General features: G+C 64.6%; 17 protein-coding genes. 5 read left to right on the top strand and 12 right to left on the bottom strand.

Annotation, left to right across the window (positions count from 1 at the left end; translation table 11 throughout):
- The first annotated feature begins 553 nt into the window (after positions 1-553).
- Both cysD and cysN read left to right on the top strand, forming a co-directional pair.
- Entirely contained in the window at positions 554-1,477 is a 924-nt protein-coding gene (cysD, locus tag ABAZ39_RS32755; RefSeq protein WP_040138536.1) for a sulfate adenylyltransferase subunit CysD, read from the top strand.
- Complete coding sequence (cysN, locus tag ABAZ39_RS32750) at positions 1,477-3,375, top strand: sulfate adenylyltransferase subunit CysN (RefSeq protein ID WP_040138535.1); 1,899 nt, start codon at positions 1,477-1,479, stop codon at positions 3,373-3,375. The genes cysD and cysN overlap by 1 nt, the downstream gene beginning before the upstream one ends.
- Positions 3,376-3,458: 83 nt before the next feature.
- Here cysN and ABAZ39_RS32745 read toward each other — a convergent pair whose 3' ends face one another.
- The 6 genes from ABAZ39_RS32745 to ABAZ39_RS33665 all read right to left on the bottom strand — a co-directional run bounded on the left by ABAZ39_RS32745 (position 3,459) and on the right by ABAZ39_RS33665 (position 10,934).
- Positions 3,459-5,315, bottom strand: a complete 1,857-nt coding sequence (locus ABAZ39_RS32745; RefSeq protein ID WP_051658850.1) for a glycosyltransferase — start codon at positions 5,313-5,315, stop codon at positions 3,459-3,461.
- Between the two features lie 10 nt (positions 5,316-5,325).
- Positions 5,326-6,768, bottom strand: coding sequence for a mannose-1-phosphate guanylyltransferase/mannose-6-phosphate isomerase (locus tag ABAZ39_RS32740; protein WP_040138534.1), 1,443 nt, complete (start codon positions 6,766-6,768; stop codon positions 5,326-5,328).
- Positions 6,769-6,908: 140 nt separating this feature from the next.
- Positions 6,909-7,994 (bottom strand): GDP-mannose 4,6-dehydratase, encoded by a 1,086-nt coding sequence (gmd, locus tag ABAZ39_RS32735; protein ID WP_051658849.1) that lies wholly within the window; start codon positions 7,992-7,994, stop codon positions 6,909-6,911.
- Positions 7,995-8,038: 44 nt separating this feature from the next.
- On the bottom strand, positions 8,039-8,998 hold the full coding sequence (locus ABAZ39_RS32730) for a UDP-glucuronic acid decarboxylase family protein (protein WP_040138533.1): 960 nt from the start codon (positions 8,996-8,998) through the stop codon (positions 8,039-8,041).
- Between the two features lie 288 nt (positions 8,999-9,286).
- On the bottom strand, positions 9,287-9,454 hold the full coding sequence (locus ABAZ39_RS36405; RefSeq protein WP_160174892.1) for a hypothetical protein: 168 nt from the start codon (positions 9,452-9,454) through the stop codon (positions 9,287-9,289).
- Positions 9,444-10,934 carry a glycosyltransferase gene (locus tag ABAZ39_RS33665; RefSeq protein WP_051658848.1) on the bottom strand — a complete coding sequence of 497 codons (1,491 nt, stop codon included), beginning with the start codon at positions 10,932-10,934 and terminating at the stop codon, positions 9,444-9,446. The genes ABAZ39_RS36405 and ABAZ39_RS33665 overlap by 11 nt, the downstream gene beginning before the upstream one ends.
- A gap of 440 nt (positions 10,935-11,374) precedes the next feature.
- On the opposite strand from ABAZ39_RS33665, the gene ABAZ39_RS32720 reads away from it, so the two are divergent.
- From ABAZ39_RS32720 to ABAZ39_RS32710, 3 genes are all read left to right on the top strand, one after another.
- Complete coding sequence (locus ABAZ39_RS32720; protein WP_160174891.1) at positions 11,375-13,030, top strand: class I SAM-dependent methyltransferase; 1,656 nt, start codon at positions 11,375-11,377, stop codon at positions 13,028-13,030.
- Positions 13,030-14,076 carry a rhamnan synthesis F family protein gene (locus tag ABAZ39_RS32715; RefSeq protein ID WP_040138531.1) on the top strand — a complete coding sequence of 349 codons (1,047 nt, stop codon included), beginning with the start codon at positions 13,030-13,032 and terminating at the stop codon, positions 14,074-14,076. The genes ABAZ39_RS32720 and ABAZ39_RS32715 overlap by 1 nt, the downstream gene beginning before the upstream one ends.
- A 117-nt stretch (positions 14,077-14,193) precedes the next feature.
- A complete protein-coding gene (locus ABAZ39_RS32710; RefSeq protein ID WP_040138530.1) occupies positions 14,194-14,757 on the top strand; it encodes a D-sedoheptulose-7-phosphate isomerase in 564 nt (187 codons plus the stop codon).
- Between the two features lie 100 nt (positions 14,758-14,857).
- Here ABAZ39_RS32710 and ABAZ39_RS32705 read toward each other — a convergent pair whose 3' ends face one another.
- From ABAZ39_RS32705 to ABAZ39_RS33800, 6 genes are all read right to left on the bottom strand, one after another.
- On the bottom strand, positions 14,858-16,540 hold the full coding sequence (locus ABAZ39_RS32705) for a glycosyltransferase family 4 protein (RefSeq protein WP_051658847.1): 1,683 nt from the start codon (positions 16,538-16,540) through the stop codon (positions 14,858-14,860).
- A gap of 219 nt (positions 16,541-16,759) precedes the next feature.
- Positions 16,760-17,038 (bottom strand): hypothetical protein, encoded by a 279-nt coding sequence (locus ABAZ39_RS32700; protein WP_040138528.1) that lies wholly within the window; start codon positions 17,036-17,038, stop codon positions 16,760-16,762.
- 18 nt (positions 17,039-17,056) lie between these two features.
- Positions 17,057-17,938 (bottom strand): hypothetical protein, encoded by an 882-nt coding sequence (locus tag ABAZ39_RS32695; protein ID WP_144243691.1) that lies wholly within the window; start codon positions 17,936-17,938, stop codon positions 17,057-17,059.
- Between the two features lie 5 nt (positions 17,939-17,943).
- Entirely contained in the window at positions 17,944-18,132 is a 189-nt protein-coding gene (locus tag ABAZ39_RS35985) for a hypothetical protein (RefSeq protein ID WP_144243690.1), read from the bottom strand.
- 608 nt (positions 18,133-18,740) lie between these two features.
- Complete coding sequence (locus ABAZ39_RS35360; protein WP_081863515.1) at positions 18,741-19,961, bottom strand: class I SAM-dependent methyltransferase; 1,221 nt, start codon at positions 19,959-19,961, stop codon at positions 18,741-18,743.
- A 316-nt stretch (positions 19,962-20,277) separates the two neighbouring features.
- Positions 20,278-22,713 (bottom strand): glycosyltransferase 61 family protein, encoded by a 2,436-nt coding sequence (locus tag ABAZ39_RS33800; RefSeq protein WP_081863514.1) that lies wholly within the window; start codon positions 22,711-22,713, stop codon positions 20,278-20,280.
- Positions 22,714-22,875: the final 162 nt, after the last annotated feature.

Here is a 22,875-nt window from a genome sequence, read left to right as displayed (position 1 = left end):
CGCTGGCTTCGCTCATGGCTCGTTTCGGGTTCATTTGACCCTGTCCGATGTATCACGGTTTTTTCGGGGCTGCAATTTGGAGTCTTGTCGCGCGAACTATTTGTAAGGCTAATAGAGTTTATCTAATTGTTTGTGCGACAAGACTCCAGGTGCGAATCACGATTCGCGCGACTAGACTCCAAAATTCGCGCGACAACACTCCAGGGGATGGCTTGCGCCTTCTGTGGACGCTTATCGGACCGCGACAAGACTCCAACTCTATATTTTCGAGTCGGCCCCGAGTCGTTGACGAATCGGGAATGCAGTGTTTTTCCGGAGTCGGCGCCGGTCATCCGGGTGTGATTCGGCTCCAGCCCCGAAGGGGACGGGGCGGGTATGGCGGGGTACGGTTGTGGGGCGCGACAAAACTCCAAGCCTGGGCATGGCGGTGGAAGGGAAGGTGGGGCGGTGTGGCTGCACGGAAAAGGCGGTTGTCCGGTTGTGTCTTTCTTCCCTGTCTATCCGTTGTGCGATCATCGCCTGGTCCCAACGTCGCAGCAGGGTGCCGCCCCCGATGGGTTTTCCTTCGTCGTTTGCCGGCGGGTTGACCAACCTGCAGAGGCTGGAAGCCGAGAGCATTCACATCATGCGCGAGGTCGTGGCCCAGTGCGACAGGCCGGTCATGCTCTATTCGATCGGCAAGGACAGCTCGGTGATGCTGCATCTGGCGATGAAGGCGTTCTATCCGTCGAAGCCGCCATTCCCGCTGCTTCATGTCGACACGACATGGAAGTTCCGCGAGATGATCGCGTTCCGCGACCAGAGGGTCATGGAGTTGGGGCTGGACCTGATCGTCCACATCAACCAGGACGGTGTGCGTGAGGGGATTGGGCCGTTCACCCACGGCTCCACCGTACACACCGACGTGATGAAGACGCAGGCCCTGAAGCAGGCGCTCGACCGGCATGGTTTCAACGCGGCTTTCGGAGGGGCTCGCCGCGACGAGGAGAAGTCCCGTGCCAAGGAGCGCATTTTCTCCTTTCGCACCGCCAATCACCACTGGGATCCCAGGAACCAGCGCCCGGAACTGTGGAGCCTCTACAACGGCCGTGTCCGCAAAGGGGAGAGCATGCGGGTCTTTCCCCTGTCCAACTGGACGGAACTCGACATCTGGCTGTACATCCACAAGGAAAAGATACCCGTGGTGCCGTTGTATCTCGCGCGCTCCCGCCCCGTGGTCGAGCGTGACGGCATGCTCGTCATGGTGGACGACGACCGCATGCCGCTGCGTCCGGGAGAGACGCCGGAGATGCGCTGGATACGTTTCCGCACACTGGGCTGCTACCCGCTCACCGGCGCCGTCGAGAGCCGTGCAGCAACCCTGCCGGAAATCATCCATGAAATGCTGCGCGCGACCACCTCGGAGCGCCAGGGCCGGCTGATCGATCAGGATGCCGGGGCGTCCATGGAGATCAAGAAGCAGGAAGGCTATTTCTGATGCCAGATCGTCATGACGCCGCCGCCACGGTCGATGCCTGCTTGCGGGAGCAGGAGGGCAAGGAACTTCTGCGCTTTCTGACCTGCGGTTCGGTCGATGACGGCAAGTCCACCCTGATCGGCCGCCTGCTCTACGACAGCAAGCGGCTGTGCGAGGATCATCTGGCCAGCCTCGAGCGGGATTCCCGGCGTTATGGGACGACCGGAACCGGCCAGCTGGACTTGGCGCTTCTGGTGGACGGTCTGGCCGCGGAGCGCGAGCAGGGCATCACCATCGACGTCGCCCACCGCTTCTTCACCACCAGCCGGCGCGCGTTCATCGTCGCCGACACGCCCGGTCACGAGCAGTACACGCGCAACATGGCGACCGGCGCTTCCACGGCGGATGCGGCGGTTCTTCTGGTGGACGCGCGCAAGGGCCTCCTGACCCAGACGCGCCGGCACAGCCATATCGTCGCGATGCTCGGCATCCGGCACGTCGTCCTGACGGTCAACAAGATGGATGCGGTGGGCTGGGACGAGGCGGTCTTCGCCCGCATCGCCGCGCAATACCGGGAGTTCGCCGCCCGGTTGGGCATTTCCGGCGTCGACTGCATTCCGCTTTCCGCCCTGACCGGAGACAACGTGGTCACGGCGTCGGCGGCCATGGGCTGGTACCGGGGGCCGACTCTGCTCGGCCGGCTGGAAACGATGGAGATCGCGTCCGACGCCCTTCGCCGCCCCTTCCGTATGCCGGTCCAGCGGGTCAACCGTCCCGACCAGGACTTCCGCGGCTTCTCCGGCACCATCGCCGGCGGCACCATCCGGGTCGGCGATCCGGTGGCGATCCTGCCCGGTGCGCGGACCACCACCGTGTCGCGCATCGTCACCATGGACGGCGATCTCGACAGTGCGGTCGCCCATCAGGCCGTGACCCTGGTGCTGGCCGACGAGGTGGACGTGTCGCGTGGCGACGTCGTCGCGGCGATGGAGGCCCGGCCCGAGGTTGCCGACCAGTTTGCGGCCCACATCCTGTGGATGGGCGAGCAGCCCCTGCTGCCCGGGCGCCTGTATGTCCTGCGTCTCGGCACGGCCACCGCGGGCGCGCAGGTCACCGAGCTGAAGCACGCCGTCAACGTCAACAGCCTGGAGCACTCCGCCGCCCGGCAGCTCGGCCTGAACGAGATCGGCCTGTGCAATCTGGCGCTCGACCGACCCGTCGCCTTCGATCCCTACCGGGAGAACCCGCAAACCGGCGGCTTCATCCTGATCGACCGCATGACCAACGCCACGGTCGGCTGCGGGATGATCGGCTTTCCGCTGCGCCGGGCGTCGAACATCCACTGGCAGAGGATGAGGGTCGACAAGGCCGCGCGGGCCGCCGTCAACGGCCAGAAGCCGTGCGTGCTGTGGTTCACCGGCCTTTCGGGAGCCGGCAAGTCCACCGTCGCCGACCTTGTGGAGCAGGAGCTCCACCGCCGGGGCCGCCGGACCATGAGCCTGGACGGGGACAACGTCCGCCATGGGCTGAACAAGGACCTGGGCTTCACCGATGCGGATCGGGTGGAGAACATCCGCCGCGTGGCGGAGGTGGCCAAGCTGATGACCGAAGCCGGGCTGATCGTCCTGGCCAGCTTCATATCGCCCTTCCGCAACGAGCGGCGCATGGCCCGTGACCTGATGGAGGACGGCGAGTTTCTGGAGATTTTCGTCGATGCGCCGCTCGCAACCTGCGAGGCGCGCGATCCCAAGGGCCTCTACCGAAAGGCCCGCTCCGGACGGCTGCCGAACTTCACGGGCATCGACAGCCCCTACGAGCCGCCGAAAGCCCCGGAACTGCATCTGCACGCCGGGGATCATACGCCGCAGGAACTGGCGGCCCGTGTCGTGGCGATGCTGGAGACCCGCGGCGTGATCTGACGCCGGCGGTTCCCCGTCCCCGTTTCCCTGCCCCCATTTTCCTGTCCGCGTCCGTCCGTTTCGCGCCCCCCGGAGGCGTCCCCTTATCCGGGGACGGCGGACGCCACCGGACGGTCCTTGCGCGCGCGGCGCAGGGTCTGGAGACGCATGCGGTAGCGCTGTCCGATGTGGGCGGGATCGGCCCAGCGCTCCATGAAGGCGCGTCCGTTCGCGGCGATCCGGTTGCGGAAGGCGGGATCGCCGGCGACGCGGCGCAGAGCCTCCACCGCCACGGCGTGATCCGGGTCGCCCCACACCATGCCTTCGGCGTGCGGATACTCCCCTTGCCCCACCGGGACCACGCGGACCGGCACCAGCGCCGCGGTCTCGGCGATGCAGAAGTCGGCGTTTCCCGACCAGCCGGTGGCGATCACCGGCTTGCCCAGCAACATCGCCTCGGCCAGGGTGCGGCCATAGCCCTCGCAGCGGTGCAGCGACACCACCGCGTCGCAGACCGAGCACAGGCCCAGCACCGCGTCATGGTCGAGCACGGTGTTGATCACGCCGATGCGCGGGTCGGAGGCGATGGCCTGGGCGAGGGCCCGCCATTGCGGGTCCTTCTCCATGGCGCCCTCCACGGCCCCCATCGTCTTCAGGACCAGAGCCACCGGGGTGGCCGGATCGGGGAAGGCGGCCTTGAAGGCGGCGATCGCGGCCGCCGGGTTCTTGCGCGCCGGGTAGGAGTTCCAGTCGAAGGTGTAGAGGAAGAGGAAGCGGTTCTCCGGCAGCTTGAAATCGGACCGGCGATACGGGCGGGAGAGCCGGGCCTCCACCGCCATGGGCATGTGGACGACCGGCACCGGCGCCTTCAGCGCCATGGACTCCTGGGTGTAGTGGCTGGCGGACCAGACCTCGTCCACCAGATCGAAGGCGGGGGTCCAGGCGTCCGGCCAATCCGGCAGCTCCCACGGCCAGTAGCCGATGTTGATCCGGTCCTGGAACAGGCCCGGCCCGTGCTCCAGCAGCAGGGCGGCGGTGTCGAAGGCGGTCTGGCAGAAGACGTTGACCGGATAGGGGCGGTCGCGGCTGGTCAGCCCGTCCAACCGGCGGTCGGCCGAGCGGTGGTTCGACAGCCGGATCGGCACGTCGAAGACGCTGAAGGGGATGCCGGCGGCGGTGCAGGCCCGCGCCATCATGCGCACGTCCTCGCCGATGCCGAGTTCACCGTGGGCGAAACCGATCAGGTTCACGCCGAAGGGCTCGTCCGGCTTCGTCGGGCGGGGGGCGGCGGCCGGCAGAGGGGAGGGACCCGGTGCGCGCGGGGTGCGGGCCCGGCGGGCCCGGTCGTGGGCGAGGCGGCCCTCGGCGTGCAGCCGCGCCCCGTTCTCCTGGTACCAGCGGAGCAGGCGCTCGCGGCCGGCGGGGCTGGTCAGGGTGAGGGACTGGCGGAGTTCCGGCTCGCTCTCCCACAGGGCGAGCAGCAGCCCATCGAGCGGCGCCAGCCCGGCGGCCACCCCGGCGCCGGGTGTGGCGATCGCCGCCCATTGCTCCTCCGACAGGAAGCTGCCGAGATCGTGATCGACCATCCCCTCGAGGATGAACCAGCGGGCGAAGGCGATCCGTCCTTCCCGGCGGTCCAGCGGGAAGCGCTCCCGGAGTTCGGCGCTCCAGTTCCAGACCTCGATCATCAGGCGGCTGATCGGGAAGCCGGTGTCCTGCGGCAGCCCGGGCGCCGGGGCGGACAACCAGGCCCGATGCGCGGCGGGCAAGGGATCGCCGAGATGCGCGTATTCCGCCCGGCCGAACAGCGCCCACCAAGCCAGGAAACGGTGGCGCGCCTCCGGGGCGGTGGTGGGCAGCCCCTGGCGCACGTCGCCACGCGCCAGCCACACGAAAACGAGCGGCGCCTGGGTGATTTCCGGAGCGGGCTGGTCGATGGGGGAATGGGCTGCCTGGGTCATGGTGGTGCGTCTACACCCGTCCGTAGGTGTCGTCGAAGCGGACGATGTCGTCTTCGCCCAGATAGGAGCCGGACTGCACCTCGATCAGGTTCAGCGGCACCTTGCCGGGGTTCTCCAGCCGGTGCAGGGTGCCCAGCGGGATGTAGACGGACTCGTTCTCACGCAGCAGGATCTGCTCCTCGCCGCGGGTGACCAGGGCGGTGCCGTTCACCACGACCCAATGTTCGGCACGGTGATAGTGCATCTGCGAGGACAGGCGCGCCCCCGGCTTGACGGTCAGCCGCTTGACCTGGAAGCGGTCGCCGGAGTGGAGCGACTGGTAGAAGCCCCAGGGCCGGTAGACGCGGCGGTGCAGCAGCGGCTCACTGCGGCCGTCCTTCTTCAGCCGCTCCACCATCGGCTTGATGTCCTGGGCCCGGTCCTTGGCGGCGACCAGGATCGCGTCCTCGGTGGCGACCACGACGGTGTCGGTCATGCCGAGCAGGGCGACGAGCGCCGTTCCCTCGCTGCGCGCGTAGCAGCCCTGGCTCTCCCAGGCGATCGTGTCGCCTTGGCAGACGTTGCCGGCCTCGTCCTTGGCGCCGATCTCCCACAGCGCCGACCAGGCGCCGACGTCGGTCCAGCCGATCGAGCAGGGCACCACCGCCGCGCGCCCGGTCCGCTCCATCACCGCGTAGTCGATGGAGATGGAGGGCGCCGCGCCGAAGGCGTCGGCATCGGGACGGACGAAGTCCATGTCGGTCCTGCTGGCGGCGAGCGCCGCCCGGCAGGCGGCCAGGACCGCCGGCTCGTAGCGCTCCAGCTCGCTCAGGAAGAGCGCGGCCGGCAGCATGAACATGCCGCTGTTCCAGAAATAGGAGCCTTCGGCGAGATAGGTCTCGGCCACGGCGCGCGGCGGCTTCTCGACGAAGGCGGCGACGGCGTGCGCGCCGTCGTGGCCAGGGATCGGGGCGCCGTGGCGGATGTAGCCGTAGCCGGTTTCCGGCGCGGTCGGGACGATGCCGAAGGTGGTCAGGTAACCGGCGGCGGCGACGCGCGCCGCGCAGGCGATGGCGTCCCGGAAGGCCGGCTCGTCGCGGATCACATGGTCGGCCGGCAGCAGCAGCAGCAGCCCGCCGGGATCGCTCTCCGCGACGATCAGCGCGGCCAGGGCGGCGGCGGCGGCGGTGTTGCGGCCGAACGGCTCCAGGACGATCTTGGCGTCGGCGATGCCGATCTGGCGGAGCTGTTCCGCGATGATGAAGCGGTGCTCCTGGTTGCAGATGACCAGGGGGGCCGCGAACTCCTCGCCCCCGGCGGTCCGCAGCGCCGTGTCCTGCAGCATCGACCGGTCCGAACACAGCGGCAGGAGCTGCTTGGGATGCTGTTCGCGCGACATCGGCCAGAGCCGGACACCGGCTCCCCCGGACAGCAGGACGGGATGGATGCGCAGGGTTGCAACGGAATCGGTCATGAACGCTCTCTGCGGTTCGGCGGTCGACGGGGAGACCTGACTGCGTGAAGGAACCCGGATGCTGTCTTACAAAGGAAATCTGAACGGAAGGTGACCGCAACCTATGACAAGGCGGGGAGAAAGCGGGCCGGCCGGCCCGCTCATTCCCGGCCCCCGCCCGGCATGCCGGTTTCCAGAAAATGTGGGCCCCTCTGGATGCGCTGGAGATCGCTTTCCATCATCTCCCGCACGAGATCCAGGAAGCTGGTGCGGTGATGCCAGCCCAGGCGTGCCCGCGCCTTGGACGGATCGCCGAGCAGAAGATCCACCTCCGTCGGGCGGAAATAGCGGGGATCGACCTCGACCAGAACGGCTCCGGTTCTGCTGTCGAGGCCTTTCTCGTCCACGCCCTGGCCCTCCCAAACGATGGTCCGGCCGGTGTGGGCGAAGGCCAGCTCGACGAATTCGCGCACCGGGTGGGTTTCGCCGGTGGCCAGAACGTAATCGTCCGGCTTTTCCTGCTGGAGCATGAGCCACATGCCCTCGACATAGTCGCGGGCGTGGCCCCAGTCCCGCCGGGCGTCCAGGTTGCCGAGATACAGCTTCGACTGCAGGCCGTGGTCGATGGCGGCGACGGCGCGGGTGATCTTGCGCGTTATGAAGGTCTCGCCGCGGGTCGGTCCTTCATGGTTGAACAGGATGCCGTTGGATGCGTGCATGCCGTAGGCTTCGCGGTAGTTCACCGTGATCCAGTAGGCGTAGAGCTTGGCCACGCCGTAGGGGCTGCGCGGGTAGAAGGGGGTGGTTTCCTTCTGCGGCGTTTCCCGCGCCTGGCCGTACAGTTCGGATGTGGAGGCCTGATAGAAGCGCGTGTGCTTCTCCATCCCGAGGATGCGGATGGCTTCCAGCAGGCGCAGCGTGCCGAGCCCGTCGGAATTGGCGGTGTATTCCGGCGTTTCGAAGCTGACCTGGACGTGGCTCTGGGCGGCGAGGTTGTAGATCTCGTCCGGCTGAACTTCCTGCACGATGCGGATCAGGTTGGTGGCGTCGGTCAGATCGCCATAGTGCATCTTGAACCGCACGTCGGATTCGTGGGTGTCCTGGTAGAGATGCTCGATCCGCTCAGTGTTGAAGGAGGAGGAGCGCCGCTTGATGCCGTGGACTGTGTAGCCTTTGGACAACAGAAGCTCTGCCAGATAGGCGCCGTCCTGTCCGGTTATACCGGTGATCAAGGCAACTTTGTTCAAGGCATCTTCCATATCTGTGGCCCTGGGCTGGCCGATGGGGAGGGTCAATCGAAGAAATTCTTCCGGAAATAGGCGATGGTCCGCTCCAGGCCGTCCCGAAGCGGCACCCGGGGCTCCCAATCGAGCAGCGCCCTGGCCTTGGTGATGTCGGGCCGGCGCTGCCTGGGATCGTCCTGGGGCAGGGGATGGCGCTGGATGGTCGATGTCGACCCGGTCAGCTCGATGATCAGTTCGGCCAGTTCCAGGATGGTGAACTCACCGGGATTCCCGAGGTTGAGCGGACCGCTGTGCTCCGGCCCGGTGTCCATGAAACGCAGGAATCCGTCGATCAGATCGTCGACGTAGCAGAAGGACCGTGTCTGCTGGCCTTCGCCATACACGGTGATCGGTTCGCCCTTCAACGCCTGCATGATGAAGTTGGACACCACCCGCCCGTCGTTGGGGTGCATGCGCGGGCCGTAGGTGTTGAAGATGCGGACGACCTTGATCGGCAGCTTGTACTGCCGGTGATAGTCGAAGAACAGGGTTTCGGCGCAGCGCTTGCCCTCGTCGTAGCAGGCGCGGGGGCCGATCGGGTTCACGTTGCCCCAATAGTCCTCCGGCTGCGGATGGACCGACGGATCGCCGTAAACCTCGGAGGTCGATGCCTGGAAGATCGTGGCGCCGGTGCGCTTCGCCAGCCCCAGCATGTTGATCGCCCCGTGCACGCTGGTCTTCGTGGTCTGGACCGGGTCGTACTGGTAATGCACGGGGGAGGCCGGGCAGGCCAGGTTGAAGATCCGGTCGGTTTCCACATACAGCGGGAACGTGACGTCGTGGCGCATCAGCTCGAAGTTCAGGGAGGCCATCAGATGCGCCACGTTGCGCCGTGCGCCCGTGAAGTAGTTGTCGACGCAGAGAACCTCGTCGCCGCGCTCGATCAGCCGCTCGCACAGATGCGACCCAAGGAAACCCGCCCCTCCCGTGACCAGCACATGTTGGCTGTAGCCGCGATGCTTGACCATGGAGGTTCCTTCTGAAGCAGACGTTCTGGTTGCCGGGCGACGCAGGAAACCGGCTTATCAGGACAACGCCCGGCGCGCAACGATCCAGAGCGTTTCCGGGAGGGTGCCAAAATTCGGCCCGGAAGGCCCGCTTCCGGCGCGGGACGGGCCCCGGGGGCGGATGCCCGGACGGTCAGGGACGCTTATGAGGGGCGCAGCCGGCGGTGGTTGCCGGCCACCACGCGGCGCAGTTTGTCCGCCGCGCGGGCGAGGGGGCCGTCTGCAAGTCGGCCGAGAGCGGAGCCGCCGTCACCGCGTGCCGCTGCGCGCGTCGGGGTCCGGCGCGCCGTCCCTGGCCAGCAGGAATTCGCAGATCCGTCCGGCCTCGTCCCAGCGGCCGGCATGGAACGCCCACAGGGTCTCCGCCATGGTGGGGGTGGACAGGGATGGAGGAGGGGTTAGAGGGTCATCCGGCATGTCCCCGCTCCCCGGTGACCGAGCGCCTCGCGGCGGGCAGGGGGCGCAGGCGGGCCAGGAGGCTCATCAGGTGGGCGATGACCCGGCCGGTGAACAGACGTGCGGCGACCCCCCGGAAGGCTTTTCCCCGCCGGTCGGGCCGCAGCAGGGCGGCGAGCAGGCGGAGGCCGATGCGCGGTCCGGGCGCGAAGGTGGACACCGCCCGCCGGCCGTCGTCGTCCAGCGTCGCCCGCCGCCGCAGTGTTTCGGCGAAGGCCGTGCGGCAGACCAGTTCCGTGTCCGGCAGGCTGACCAGCAGCTTCAGCGGTTGGGCCAGCCGGCGCCGGACCATCGCCAACTGGCCGGCGAGGGCGATCGCCGGGGACAGGAGAAGACACGCCGCGATCCTGGACGCCAGCCGGAGGCCGGGACGGCGGCGGTAGCCCAGGCTGTTGCCCCCATGCTGGACATAACCGGCCAGGGAGCGCGGTTCATAGGCGATGCCGCCAGCCACGGTCGCGCAGCAGGCGATCCAGTGGTCGTGGTAGGCGAGCCGCCCGAGCGCCGGGAAGGGCAAGGCCAGTTGGAGGAGGGAGGCCCGGAACAGACACGCGCAGCCGGTGACGACGTTGGCCATGAGCAGCGCGTCGAGGCTGTCGTGACGGCTGTCGAGGCCGGGCCAGAAGGTTTCGGAAAGCAGCCGGCCATTCCGGTCCACCACCGTCATGTTGGAGAAGGCCAGCATGGCGTCCAGCCGTCCGGCCAGGACGCCGACCAGGACCAACAGCTTCTCCGGCGCCCAGCGGTCGTCCTGGTCGGCCAGGGCGACGAAGGCGGCCTCCGCCGGAACGCGGGTCAGAGCCCGTTCGAAATTGTGGTAGAAGCCAAGGTTGGTGGTGTTGCGCCGCGCCAGGAAGCGTTCGTCCCCGGCGATCGCGGCGGTGATGACGGCCCAATGGGCGTCGTCCGACCCGTCATCTTCGATGAGGCAGATCCAGCGCCCGTGCGTCTGGTTCCGGATCGATGCGATCTGGGCCTGGAACAGGGGGGGATCGGGCTGGTAGGTGGCCATGGCGATGGCGACCAGCGGGATATCTTCGGCAGGTTTCCGATCGGCGGACGTGTCGACAATCGCTCCGGGCGACGGACCGGGGCCGGCGAAGGCGCGTGCGGGCCATTCCTCCCACGTGCCGTCCGACCATTCCAGGAGCATGACCGGCTGGAGGCTGTGCCAGAACCCGCCCGCCGGCAGCACGGCGACGCCCCAGAAGCCGCAGTCCAGGACCGCCGGCGCCAGACCATGACGGAGTTGCGCCGTTTCGGCGTCGAGGCGGATGGCGCCTGTGTGGGCGGGGAAGCGGGCATCGCCCACCCGCAGGTCCGCCGCGTGCAGACGGCAACCTTCCCGGCAGGCCCACCCCGAGAAAGCCCAGACCAGATCGTGATGGCTGGCGGCGTGGGGCTGTGGGCCGGGGTCGAGATGGATGAGGGAGGGCGGCATGGCTCGGTGTTTCGGTGCGGCCCGATGGGGCACGGCGCGGATGGGCAGCCCGGCCGGCGGGGAAGGGACGGGAAACCGCGTGACGATACGGCCATCCTGGATTGTGGCCGTCCCTTGCCAAACCGGCACCCGCAGCCACGGTCGTGTCCGCAAGGCTATGGTCAGGCGGTAACACACTCGCCCGGCCGCTGCCAAGCGGGTTCCTCCCGCGGCGCCTGTCAAAACCTCAGCACGGTTGCCTGTCCAACGGCTATTCTGCTATTGCGGACTCGTTCTCCGCTTATCCGTCCGCATTACCAAAGGCTGTTTCCGGGATGCACATCGACTGGGATATCGACAACACCGTCGAGGCACCCTGCCCTGCTTGCGCGGATACCGCTCCGAAACCCGTCCGTCTGCAGGTCCGTTCGGCCATTCCTCCGTGTCCCGAGCTGCCGCTGGTGCTTTGCAATCATTGCGGCACGTCCTTCTTCCCAACGTTGAAGGAACCGGAATACGAGACCGCCCACGCCACCAAGGAGGCGCTCGCCTTCTATCTGGAGCAGGGGGCCGGTATCGACGTGATGGCGGAGCCGCTGGCGGCCATCGATTTCTCGAAGGTCCAGCGCTATCTGGAGATCGGCTGCGGCTTCGGCTTTTCGCTCGACTTCGCGCGCTCCGTCTTCGGCTGGTCGGTTCAGGGCATCGATCCGGGATTCGCGGCGAACTTCGGGCGCGAGATGCTGGATCTTCCCATCGCCTCGACCTATCTGCGCACGCCGGCCGACGCCGGGCCGGAACCGTTCGATCTGGTGCTCTGCTCCGAGGTGGTCGAGCATGTGTTCGAACCGCTGGGCTTCCTGGAGATCCTGCGCGGCGTGCTCGCTCCCGGCGGCACGCTGCTGCTGACCACGCCCAACGCCGGCGCGATCGCGCCCGATACCCCGGCCGGCATCCTGGTGCCGCTGCTCAGCCCCGGCTACCACGTCACCCTGTACAGCCGCGCCGGTTTCGAGGCCCTGCTGCGTCGTGCCGGCTTCACGGCCGTCCAGGTGACCGAGCATGGACCGACGCTCCGCGCCGCCGTCTCGATGACCGAGGGAACCGCCGACCTGTCGCGGCGGCTCGACCGCAACCGCTACATCGACTATCTGCGGGAGCGGGCGAGGACCATCGCGCCGGACACGCCGCTTGGTCTCGGCTTGCGCTACCGCCGCCTGAAGGAACTGACCCACGCCGGCCGCTTCGCCGAAGCGGAGGAGGCCGCCCGTCAGGTGATCGAGGCGTGCCGGGCGCGTTTCGGCTTCGATCTGGACAAGCCCGACGAACTGCTGGCCTGGACCGATTGGCCGGCGGATCTGGCCGCGTTCCATGCCCGGGGCCCCTTCAGCCTGTGCGGCATCCTTTACTGCCTGGGCATGCTGGCTTGGCTGCATCACGGGAACCGCGATCTGGCGCGGACCTGCTTCCAGGCGGCGGCCATGGCCGGAGAGCACGCCCGCGCCGTGCTTCAGAAGATCGGCGCCGACGACGGCGAAACCGACGATCTGACTTGGCGCGCCCGTGGCTACGCCGCACAGATCCTGGCCTGGACCAACCCCGCCGCCGCGGCCGACGCCGTCGAGCGGTTTGAAACAGAGCCCAGCCTGGTGCTCAAGGAGCGCATTCCGCTGGGGATTCTGGCGGATGTCCGGCAGGAAACCTTCACCACCCTGCTCAACCTCGGCCACTACGCCGTCGCTGACCGGCTGGCGCTGGGGGTCGAGCGGGACCTGCCCACCCGGACCCTGGGCCAGACGGCGTCGGTGACCTTCGGGCTCGGCATTCTGTGCCTGAACCACCGCAAAGCGGCGAAGATGGCGTCGACGTGGTTCGCCAAGGCCCATGAGGCCAGCCGCCGGCTGCTCGCCGCAGCGCCCGAACAGGCGATGGCGTTGCTGTGGCCGGCGCTTTACCACCAAGCGCTTGCCCTGGTGCAGGCCAAGGACAAGAACGGAGCCGCGGAAGCCGTGTCCGTTCTTCTCGATCCATCCGCATCGCCGGCCGTGCCGCCGGACATCGTCGAGCAGGCGAAAGCCCTGGCCCGTACTCATCGCCTTGCAGCGCGAGGGGTATGATGGTCGAATTCCTCACGCTGATCGTCCAGCGGCTGCGCGCCGTCTTCATGTGGCTGCTCAAACAGAACCGCTTGCTCTTCGCCTATATCGCCCACGCGCTCAGCTTCCTGCGGAAGGAAAGCTATGTGCGCGAGCGGTGGGATGGAAAGGTCCCCTTCGCCGACGCCCGCCGGGTGGCGGTGTTCGTGCATTACGACCGCAAGGGCGTCGTGCACGACTTCGCGCGGCATTACCTGCGCCAGTTGGCCGACAGCGGCTTCGCCATCATCTTCGTCAGCAACGCGCCTACGCTGGGCGCTTCGGAAGTCGCCTGGCTGCAGCGCCATTGCGCGCTCATCCTGCGGCGCGCCAACATCGGTTACGATTTCGGTGCCTACAAGGAGGGCATCGCGGCCATCCCCGACCTCGCCGCGCTCGACACGCTGCTGCTGGCCAACGACAGCGTCTATGGCCCACTCCACCACATCGCGGGCGTGCTGGAGCGGATGGAGCCGGAAACGGCGGACGTCTGGGGGGCTTCGGACTGCTGGGAGTTCTCCTTCCATCTGCAAAGCTATTTCCTGGTCTTCCACAAGCCGGCGCTGCAATCGCCCGCTTTCGCCGGGTTCTGGAACAAGCTGCGCTACGTCCAGTCAAAGACCTGGATTATCATGAAGTACGAGGTCGGGCTGACCCGCGCGATGCGGCAGGCCGGTCTGCGGTGCCGCGCGGCGTTCCCGTACCGGGACGCGGCGGCGGCTCTGATCGAGGCGGTGGTGGAGCGGGACATCCTGTCCGAAGGCATCGATCCGGTCCGCAAGAACTTCATTCAGCAGGTGTTCCGCACCATCAACGCCGGCCGGCCGCTGAACTCGACCCACTTCTTCTGGGACTATATGATCGCCCAGATGGATTTCCCGTTCCTGAAGCGGGAACTGCTGCAGAAGAATCCGGCGCGCATTCCCCTGCTGACCTATTGGGAGCGGGTGGTGAAGCAGTCGACCGATTACGACACCGATCTGATCCTGCGGCATCTCGAACTGTCCCTGAAGAACCGCAGCGTCTGATGCCGGACACCGCGCGGTTTGGTGCCAAAGCCCACCGGAGCCGCTTGATGCTGCGCTCCATTGCCTCCTATAGTCGCGCCGTCTCCTGAACCTTGTCTTTGAACGAACGGGACGTTTATGGCCCTCTCTTCGCATCTGGCCGCCGCGGCCGCCTTGATCCAGCGCTCGGCCACTCCCGAATTCGACGAGGTGACCGAACGGGCCGTCGCGGCCATCGCCGAAGCGCTCCGCAACGACCGTCCTCTGCTGGTGTGCGGCAACGGCGGTTCGGCGGCGGACGCGATGCACATCACCGGCGAGCTGGTCGGCCGCTTCCTCAAGGAGCGCCGCGCCCTGAAGGCCATCTGCCTGTCGTCGAACGCGGCGGTGCTGACCGCCTGGAGCAACGATTACGACTACGCCACCGTCTTCTCCCGCCAGGTGGAGGCCTACGCCGCCCCCGGCGGGGTGCTGTTCGGGATCAGCACCAGCGGCAACTCGAAGAATGTCGTGAACGCCCTGCAGGCAGCGCGGGCGGCGGGCATGACGACCGTCGGACTGACCGGAGAGGGCGGCGGCAAGATGGCGGATCTGTGCGACCACCTGATCGCCGTGCCGTCGCGCCACACCCCGGACATCCAGCAGGTGCATCTCTGCATCTACCATTACATTTGCGAAATGGTCGAGGCGCGCTGCCTCTGATGCCGTTGCGCGGGCCCCGGCCCGCCGGGGCTCCGCAGGATGGGCGATGGCTGCCGGACCGTTCCCGGGAAGGGGAGGGAAGCGGTCCGGCACGCCCCGCTCATGCCACCGGCGGCGGTGCCATTCGCAGCAGGCCGAACTTCAGAAGATGGACGAGGCTTCGCGCGAACATCAGCCGATGGTCCGCGGGCAGCTGGGCGGCCACCTCGGCGACGCTGCGGCCGAGCGGCGGCGCGAAGGCGTCCAACGCCAGGGCGAGTTCGGCGGGCGGCGACAGCAATCCCCGGGCTGTGGAGTTCAGCGGATCGGCCAGCAGCTCCGTCAGCATGGCCATGCTCGCGCCTTCGGTGCGGACCAGCCGCGTCGCGCCGGAAAGCGTTTCCGTCGGGTAGGAGGCGAACATGCTCATGGGGTCCGGACGCACCGGATTGGGCCCGATGCGGGCATCGCCATCGGGCAGGTTGCCGCCGCGCCAGGGCGCGCTTTCCACCCCTTGCCCCCGGATCGTGGCAAGCTCCCGCCACAGCTCCTGGTAACGCGGGACGATGACCCGCCAGTCGAACTCCCCGGCACGGGCGCGGGCCGCTTCGCCCATTTGCCGGCGCAGCGCGCCATCGAGCGTCAGCCGGGTGAAGGCGTCCTCGGCCGCGTCGATGTCGACCGAGGTCATCTGGGACGCCCGTCCGATGTAGTAATCGTAGGTGTCCACGCCGATGGCGTAGCGTTCCGCCAGATCGAGCCCGGAGCCCAGCGGCGGCAGCATCGTCGGAATGCGGAAGCCGTCGACACCGTGGCGCACCGTCTCGCGGTAGCCGTTCCAGTCGGCGACGACGACGGGCAGGCCGGCGGCCATCGCCTCCAGCGGCGTGATGCCGAAGGTTTCCTGGATGTTGTCCGACAGTGAGGTGAACAGATCGGCCGCCGCCCAGATGCGTGTCCTCACGTCCGGTAACCGCCCGTCGAGGAAGATCGCGTTGACCGAGGGGCAATAGCGGCGGGCGCCCTGCTGGAAGGCCGCGGCCACGGAGTCGTTGCTGAACCAGCCTGCCTGGATCAGGTGGATGCGCCGTCCGGTGCGCTCCGCCGTCCGCTGCAGCGCCATGTACATGGGTATCGGGTGGGCCTTGGCGTGGAAGCTGAGGCGGCCGACGAAGAGCACCGCCATGTCGTCCGGTGCGATGCCCAGCCGCTTGCGCTCCTCGTGGCGCACCGCCTCGTCGAAACGGAAGGCGCCGGTATCGATGCCCAGCGGGATCACCGGCAACTGCGGCATCGGCATCTTCGCGGCACCGAAGCGTTCGCTCAGGAAGGCCGCATAGGGATGCAGGATCGCCTCCACCGAGGCGCGGGCGGCCAGGGAGGTGCAGATGACGGCGTCCCACGGCTGCACCGGCGCCGTCAGAAGCTGGCCGAACATCTCCGGGGATTCCGAGGTGGTGTGGGTGATGCCGCACAGGCTGTAGGTCCGCTGCCCCACGCGCCGCCGTTGCCAGACGAACCGGTCGATCCCCGGCCCGGGCACGAACAGGCAGCCGACCCTTGCCAATCCTTCGGGCGCCGTCGTCGGGACCAGTTGCGTGGAGCTTCCGGGCGCGAGGCGCCCGGCCAGTTCGGCAAAGCTCCGGGCCTGTTCCGGGCTGGCCGCATGGCAGATGAACTCCGACTGGCCGGAATGGCGAAAAAAGCCGTTCAGGAAGGACTCGCCCGCGACATGACGGCCCTTCAGGTCCTTGCGTGCGGTCAGATAGCCGTCGGGATGAAAGAAAATGGCGGCGTTCGACACCAGGAGACGCTTTCAAAAGAGAGGCGGGCGCTGATGATACACCGCGTGGCGCTGTCGGCGCAGCCTGAACCGCGCCGGCCCTGACGGCTTTGGCAGGACACGGGGACGCCACTCCCCGTTCCCGCGGTCATTCGCCGTCATACGGCCGACGCAGGAAGGCCTCCATGGTCGGCCGGACGTATGCCCTGTCGCACTTTGCTGCGCAAAGCGCCTTCGGCATCACACGGCTTCCCCTCCCGTCCATTCGGAGCGGGCCATCAGCGCCGCATAGACGGCGTCCCGACCCGGCTCCGTTTTGGCGCCCAATTCGGCAAAACCGAGGCGTATCGTTTCCAGGGTTCCCAGCGGCTGGCAATCGGCGCGCCGGGCCGTTTCGTCCAGGAAGCTCGACACCACCACGTCGCAGACCCGCTCGCGGTAGTGAATCTGCAGGGCGGAGACGTGATGATAGGTGGCTTCAACGCCGAAGGGCGTGGGAAGCGTCTTGCGGATGGCCATGCTCGTGATTCCTTTGGGTCAGTTGACGATGGCGAGGCGGCGCACGACGCCGCCTGCGTCCTTGATCTCGACGTAGCCGGTGACGGCGAGCCCGCCCGCGGCGGTGTACTGCCCAAACCGCACATGGCCCGCACCCTTGGGTGACAGCTTGAGGTCGATGTCGGCGTTGGCACCCTGGACGGACAGAGTCGGCGCCGCACCGCTGACGGCGCCCGCCGCCTCCAAAGTGTTGACGGCGGCCGCGACCGGAGTGACGCGCAAGCTTTCGCCGCCGGGGGTGGCGCCCATCGTGACGGTCCCATTGGCGGAGATGCGCATCCGCTCTGTCGGCATGGTCCCGCCGTCCATGGTCGTCAAGAGCAGGAGCCGGCCGGGCATGTCGTCCGTTCCAGGCGCGCCGTCGACCGCCGAGCGGATCGCAGCGGTGGCGAGGAACTTCGCGCCGTCCGAACCATGGAACTGGATCTCGCCGGTGACTGTACTGTCGCTGACAGCGCCATGCCATCCAGGCGTGACGTTGTTGCTTTTCGCGAGGTACAATGCCGGTGGTGAACTGCCGGTGGATGTGTAGCGCTCAATGTTCATGCCGGCGCCGGCCGAGCGCACCTGGAGAGCGCCCGCCCGATAGGTTGGCGTGGTTCCCGGTTGGATCGAGGACAACCCGCCGACGACAAGATTGCCGGCGGCGTCCACCCGCGCACGCTCGGCTCCGCCGGTCGACAGCGCGAGCGTGTCCGTTCCGGGAGCAAACAGTCCGGTGTCGGGATCGCCGTTGATTGCCAGTCCGGGAGCGCCGACCGCACCCGCCGGCACTCGCACCTGTCCGGTGAAACTGGGATCGGCCGTTCGCGCGAATCCTGCCAGATCGGGGGTAGGAAAAGCATAGTAAGCGCTGTTCATGGCGGTCACCGATAGAAGGACAGACTGACGGCGCATGCCGAAGCGGCGGCGAGACCAATCAGTGTTGCGCCCTCCAATGCCCGGGCGACCGGATTGGCTTCCGGGCCGCTGCCGTCCAGCACGTCAGCCGTCGGTACTGCGGCGGCCTCCCCGATGCGAGCCCAGAACGGGGCCGAGGCGCTGAACAGAACCACGCGTGCCCCTGTCGGTACCGGCGCTGTTTTTGCTTGGCCGGGCGATAGGACAATGGTGAACGTGGTGGTAGGCGCCGGCAAAATCGCGCTTGGCCTCCCCATTGCGTCATCCATCGCTATGAATGTTTTCATATGATGGTCCCTTTACCTGTTCCGACGAAACCACGGGCTTGCGTCCCTTCCAGAAGAAGGGGAGGGCATAAATACAGGAATTTTTTCCGATTTGCAAGTTTGTTAGCGCAGCATTCTTCCGCAGGCGGATGCATGTCCGGTTAAAAAGAAAATTACATTACTAAGGAGAAGGGCGCCTATAACTTCTAATTGCTGTGGAATATATTTCCATCAAGCGATAATCATTAATATATCATCGATAATGATGGTTTGGAGCTGTATGATAATTCACCCTTCTTGGGGTGAGGCAACAGCCATGAAAACACGAATTAAGTGATAATTTTCCTATAAATGACGTGGCTATGGCTCTATAGAATTTAGAGTGCGGATCAAAACCGGGTAGGGCTGAGGTAAATCAACGGCTTCAGCCCACTTTCCACGGGTTTTGATAGGAGCTCTTAGAGGCGCGCAGAGCGCCTCTCGTCCTGCCATTCTATTCAGTTCGGCTTCACAATTTCCCACAACTGACCATGCGTGGAAACCTTCGCGCCGAAACGCGAAGCGAGCAAATCAACTTCCTTCAGCAGATCCTTATTGTTGTGGCGGTAATTCCAACCACAAATGACTCCGCCTGGTTTAACGTGTTTGCTCCAAAAGTGAAGGTTCCGGCCAATCATGGGAGCAGCATGGGTTGCATCCTCAAAATAAAGATCGATCGGTATATTCCAGTTTTCAAAAGATTCTGGACTAGACATTGGTATCGAAGAGATATTGGTGCACCCTGCCGTGTAACTACGAAAAGCTTTCCAGGACAAAGGCGGGGCGCTGAAGCGGCTTTCTATATTACGCATCCAAGATTGGCGCCTCCAAGTGTCGATAGCAAACACATGGATAGATGGATCAGCGTTTTGGGCGATGATCCAACTGCTGTGACCATAGAAAGCACCAAGATCAAGGGCGGTACCATTGGCTGGTATCGCCTTGGACAGTTGGGCTAAGCGGCGACTTTCACTCTTAGACAGGAGGGTAGGAATTCCCGAATCCGTTTTTAGAACAGATGCTTCAATGCTAGGAATAGCCGAATCGGGATTAAGAAAACGAAAATGTTGGCTCTCAGAGGCATACGCAGATCGGTTAAACAATGATGGCTTCTGAATAACCCAGAATTCGTCAAACGTTTTGACCTCGACCCCGTAAATATTTGCAAGGCCATGGATCTCTTGAAGCATGTCTGTGTTACGAGGTTTGTAATCGTCTCCACAAATAATTCCACCAGGCTTCACAAAACGTTCCCAGAACTCTAGATTACGACGGAAACCTGGGTTCTGGTGGATACTATCATCGAAATAAACGTCGATTGGTTGATTCCAATCCATGACGTCGTCGGGGCTGTACCCTTGTATCGGCGTAATTCCAGGACAATTTTCCGTATACTTCTTGAACGCGTCGAAGGAAAAAGGAGGAGCATTGAATGGCCGTTCAACAAGATTGATGATCCAATGCTCCCGGTGCCAGGGATCAATACAGAACACCTTGCTTCCACTCGGCGCATTCATAGACCAGGTAAAAGCTGTTCTGCCATAAAGACTTCCCAGCTCGACGATAATTGAACCAGGAGACAGGCCAGTAGCCAGTTGGGCGATGGCTCTCAGGTCTACTTCACTGACTTGGCCAGGTATGGTCATATCAAATTTCAGTTCTATATCATGCATCTTCATTCCTAATATCTGGCAAATGACTTTAACAGAGCTTACTTATTATTCACGGCTCTGTGTCATTGAACTGCTTATGGCAGAACATTGCTGAGTAACTGCACAACTCAATATGGCGGAAGCCTTTGATGCCCCTGAAAACTTCCGCCATATGGCCATGGAGACGCTGGTTGTAAAAGAGTGAAGTAAGAAAGAGCTTCGAATAAATAATTCATTGGTTTTATCCTTAGTTCTCTTGTTGTAATAGACGGAGAGCAATGGCTCTGCCGCCGTTTGCATCAAACTCCTGAAAAATCTGCATTCTGTTGATATCTTCTGCCTATTAAATCTTTTTGGCATCTAAGACTAGAGAAGTATAATTGAGGCTGCCACCTTTGTTGCGAATATCATTTTTTTTGCTTCTGGTTATTCTTCCGTAATCAGGGTTTTCATCTTCGTCATGATGCAATCCAGCGTCGTCTATGAACTCGACCACTTTTATCTCAACGGGCAAACCGGCAAATTCCTCATGAATTGAGAGATGATCAAACATTGCACGGGAATTGCGGGCGATTGCCTCTTGATAGTCGCCGCGTTTGAACTGGGCGTCCGGCACGGCGAGGCGCAGATTCCCGCCTACGGCCAACGCGTCGGCCATTCGAGCGAGCAGGCGCCGCCGGGTCGGTTGGTCATACTTGTCCAGAAGATGCTCCGAAACGATGCGCGTGATCCGCCGCCCCCGGATGAACTCGCGCTCGATATCCACCCATTCCTTTTCCAGGAAATCCTCGGCTGGAACCATTTGCCAGCCGTTCTGACGGGCTGTGGCTCCGCCGATCAGCAGGCCAGTTTCTGCTTCCGGGGTGGCGGGCTTCTCGGCGTCCACGATCAGCGACGTATAGCCGATCTTCTGCGCAGAATTTCGAATGTCATGCTGGCGCGAGCGCTGGATGTGGCCACAAGCCGACGACCAATATTCCTGATGGAAAACGCCGGCGGCGTCGAACCATTCCAGCTTGCGAACCTGGAACCCGGCCTCCGTCAGAAGCCGCTCAAGCGTTTCGTGCGTGTGGAGCGCCTTGTGCCCGGCCTTGCCGATCTTCACCCGGTCGATGTAGGCGGGATTGGGGAAATATCCGTCGGGAACAGCGATGCGCAGATAGCCGCCGTCCCGCAGATACTGGAAGCAGGTGCGCGCCGCCTGGATTCCCTCTTCCACGGACAGATGTTCCCAAACATGCTCTGCCAGGATCGCCTCGATGGTGCCCGGCTCGAACCAGAGATCGAAGCTGGCGGGTTTGAGAAGGTTCAGGACCTCGATGTCCGACGACGTCCAGCCCTCGTTCCTGGTATCGGCCGCTCCAACGACCAGCCGTGGGGGACCGTTCTCGTAAGCCCGCCGCAACGCCGCCACATGGCGGGCGATGCGCAATTCCGGTGCCGCAGCGGCCGTTTCCGGAGCGTTCAGAAGCTCCGCACGCAAAAGTCCCGGCGCGTCGGCCACATCCTTCAGCCTCTCCGCGAGCGCGTCCGGTGCCGTTTCCCCGGTAAGAAGGCGGAAGGCGTACCGGACCTTGTCCTCCGGGCTGGATTGGCCGGAGGCGGCTTTGGCTGCGGCGCGGCGGGGATTGGCCCATGTCAGGCTCTCGATGAACGATTCCAATTCACCGGGCTTGAAGGCAAGAGGATCGATCTCTGCCGCTTCCGTCTGGCTGACGAACCGCAGGAACGCGTCAAACTGGCCGATGTCCACATGGATGTCGCGGCTCCAGTCCGTCGACTCCTCTGCGTCGTCGGCATGAAAGGTGAACGGCGTATGACCGCAGAACGCCGCCATTTCGGCAAAGCGCCGGGATTCCGCGCTGTGCTCGATAATCAGGATCTTGGCGCCTTTCGGCGCGAACAGCATGTTGGCAAGCCCGGCCCCATGAGGACCGACAAGCGCCTGCGAGCGCCGCGCGTATCCGGACTGTTCCTCGAAGTTCAGCGCTTCCGGAGCGATGCGCTCGAACCCGTGGGGAGCGATCTGCGCCAGGAAAGGCCCTTCGTTCACGATCTTCCGGCGGTTGCGCCCATGCCGGTAACGGCTGATGTAGATCTTGGTCGGATTCTCAATCTCGGCCGCACTCTGTTGCGGAGCGAAGTGCTCGCGCACAAACGCAATGTTCTGAACAGAAACATACTGGTTGGAGAAAAAAGTCGGAACGATGGCATCGCGAAAGACGAGGGGACGGTCAATGGTGTTGCGGATGAGGCGATCCTCACCGAATCCCATCTTCTCCAGCGAATTGAGCTGGGCCTCGAAAATATCGTGATGGACCAGGAACCGCAGACGCGTTGGGTCAACTCCCAGCTGCGGCAGAAGATCCAGGCAGCGCAGCCTGGGGAGCCAGGACATGAACCAAAGCGAATAATTGCTATGGCCGCCGATCACAAAAACGGGATCGTCGATGTAGACCGGGTCTTCGGGGAATTTGAATCCGATCTTACCGGATTCGGGATCAATGCTGTGATCGATTTTGAAAAAATCGAATGCTTTCGTATAAGTCGTCTCTTTGACAACCAACCCATTGTTGGGGAGAAGAGTGTGGAAAATTGACGAGAAGGCGACATTCTTGAGCCGCGCCGCACCGACAGTGGGCGCTGGATCAACCCAGGACCGTGTCCAGTGATCATATACCTTGTCGGGCGTCCCGAACTCGACGAACGCCGCTTCTGTTGCGGCGGCGGCTTCTCGAAGGCTGACGTTTTCCCCCCAAATCTCGACCTGATTATTCATTCAACATTTCCCAGTTGGGTAGTCCTTTCGGACCCGATCAGCCGCGGAAAGTTTATCATGTGAGAGTTTTGATGCGCAAGGCGTGCAAGGTTGAGCCGCTCCGGGCCTCCGCACGGCTCCATTTCTTGCGTGTCTGTTGCTTACGAATACGGGCGGTTTTCT

The organism is Azospirillum argentinense (assembly GCF_000632475.1).
GTDB lineage: Bacteria > Pseudomonadota > Alphaproteobacteria > Azospirillales > Azospirillaceae > Azospirillum > Azospirillum baldaniorum.
Note: the sequence above shows the minus strand (reverse complement) of the source record. Positions and strands in the feature narration are given on the sequence as shown.